We start from the raw sequence: 2494 nt of genomic DNA, 5'->3' as shown, positions 1-2494 counted from the left end.
TGTGATTAGGCATGGAATAAGGACCCCGCAAATGGGGTGATCGGCGTCCAAACGGGACCCCCATCTGCGATGGGGTTACAACAGCCTCCGGTTTCATCGGAGGCTTTTTGTTTGGATGCTTATTGTGGAAACAATTCTGAAGATACGGCGGCTAGCCCATGTTCAGGGCAAGTCGATCAAGGCGATCTGCCGGGAGTTGGGTATATCGCGGAAAGTGGTGCGGAAGGTTCTGCGCACCGATGAGACGGAGTTCAAATACGAACGGACCCGTCAACCTCAGCCGAAGCTCGGCCCCTGGCGCGATCAGCTCGATAGAATGCTGCTCGCCAATGAGGCCAAATCCTCTCGCGAACGGCTGACACTGATCCGGATATTCGAGGACTTGCGCGACCTCGGCTACGAGGGCGGTTACGACACAGTCCGGCGTTACGCCCGAACCTGGGCGAAGGAGCGCGGGTCCGTGACGGCGCAAGCCTATGTGCCGCTCTATTACGCGCCGGGCGAGGCCTACCAGTTCGACTGGAGCCACGAGATCGTCGTGCTGAACGGCGTGACGACGACGGTGAAGGTTGCGCATATCCGGCTCTGCCACAGCCGGATGATGTATGTGAGAGCCTATCCGCGCGAGACGCAAGAGATGGTCTTCGACGCCCATGACAGGGCGTTCGCTTTCTTCGGCGGGGCCTGCACGCGCGGCATCTATGATAATATGAAGACCGCGGTGGAGACGGTCTTCGTCGGCAAGGAACGGCAATACAATCGCCGCTTCCTACAGATGTGCAGCCATTACCTGATCGAACCGGTGGCCTGCACGCCGGCGTCGGGATGGGAGAAAGGCCAGGTCGAGAACCAGGTCAATCTGGTGCGCGAACGCTTCTTCACGCCGCGGCTGCGCTTCAAATCCTACGATGAACTGAATGGCTGGTTGCTGGACAAGTGCATCAGTTACGCCCGCGCTCATAAGCACGTCGATCAGACGGAGCGCACGATCTGGGAGGTGTTCGATGCGGAGCGGCCGCACCTGGTCGGCTATCCCGGCAAATTCGACGGCTTCCACGCAGTGCAGGCCTCGATCGGCAAGACCTGCCTCGTGCGTTTCGACAACAACAAATACTCGGTGCTGTCCACGGCAGTCGGTCGTCCGGCCGAGATACATGCCTATGCCGATCGCATCATCATCCGGCAGGATGGCGTGGAGATTGGCCAGCACGATCGCTGCTTCGGCCGTGGCGAGACGATCTATAATCCCTGGCATTACGTGCCGGTCCTGACCCGTAAGCCGGGAGCCCTGCGCAATGGTGCGCCTTTCCACGACTGGGTTTTGCCCGCCGCCATGGAGAAGGTGCGCCGCCGGCTGAAGGCCATGCATGACGGCGACCGGCAGATGGTGTCGATCCTCGAATGTGTGGGCCTGGACGGGCTCCCCGCCGTCGAAGCGGCCTGCCAGGAGGCGCTCGATCAGGGCGTGTTCTCGGCCGCTGTCATCATCAACATCCTGGCCCGCAAGCGTGACCCGCAGCCGGCCGCCATCCTTTCCATTCCCGATGCGCTTCGCCTGACCCACGAGCCTCTGGCCGATTGCGCCCGTTACGACAGCCTCAGGAGGGCAAGCTGATATGGAACGATCCCAAATCCTCGACATGATGGGCGCGCTGAAGCTGTTCGGCATGCGCAGCGCCTATGACGAGATCATGGCCTCCGGCATCAAGCGACAGCACGAACCGCCGCGCATCGTCGGTGACCTGCTTCAGTCGGAGATCGCCGAGAAGCAGGCACGTTCCATCAAGTACCAGATCACCGTGGCCAAGCTGCCGCTGGCCAAGGACATCGACGACTTCGACTTCACCGACACGCCGGTCAACGAAGGGCTCGTGCGCCAGCTTGCGACAGGAGCCTTCCTCGCCGAGCAGCACAATATCGTTCTGGTCGGCGGAACCGGCACGGGGAAGTCCCACCTGTCCATCGCGCTCGCACGCGCCCTAATCCGCAACGGCGCACGCGGACGCTTCTTCAACGTCGTCGACCTCGTCAATCGGCTCGAAACGGAGGCACGCAGCGGAAAGCAGGGGCGGCTGGCCGACTTCATCACCAGACTCGACTTCGTCATCATGGACGAACTGGGCTATCTCCCATTTGCTCAGGCCGGCGGCCAGCTCCTCTTCCATCTCATCAGCAGGCTCTATGAGCGGACATCGATCATCGTCACGACGAACCTGGCCTTCGGCGAGTGGCCAGCCGTATTCGGCGATGCCAAAATGACCGCCGCTCTGCTCGACAGGCTCACCCACCATTGCGAGATCGTGGAAACCGGAAACGAATCCTGGCGCTTTAAAAACCGCTCTCAAAGCTAAAGCCGAAAAGACAAACAACCCGCGCCCGCAGGCCCCTGCGCTAAATGGAGAGCTCCGGGCCTACGCGCGCTGACCCGATGCAACCAGAGGCAGGGGTCCCTTTTGGGAGCCGATAAGGGGTCCCGTTACGACGCCGATTGACA

The 2494-nt window shown here is 61.1% G+C and carries 1 protein-coding gene and 1 pseudogene; both read left to right on the top strand.

What is annotated here, in order from left to right; all coding sequences use genetic code 11:
• Positions 1-115 precede the first annotated feature (115 nt).
• Positions 116-1684 (top strand): annotated as a pseudogene (gene istA, locus AC5SEO_RS26805) (IS21 family transposase).
• Positions 1617-2351, top strand: a complete 735-nt coding sequence (istB, locus tag AC5SEO_RS26800) for an IS21-like element helper ATPase IstB (RefSeq protein ID WP_063976958.1) — start codon at positions 1617-1619, stop codon at positions 2349-2351. The pseudogene istA and the gene istB overlap by 68 nt, the downstream one beginning before the upstream one ends.
• Positions 2352-2494: the final 143 nt, after the last annotated feature.

It is taken from the genome of Agrobacterium sp. K11 (assembly GCF_059429395.1).
The sequence above is the reverse complement of the archived record's forward strand: the minus strand, read 5'-3'. Positions and strand labels throughout refer to the sequence as shown.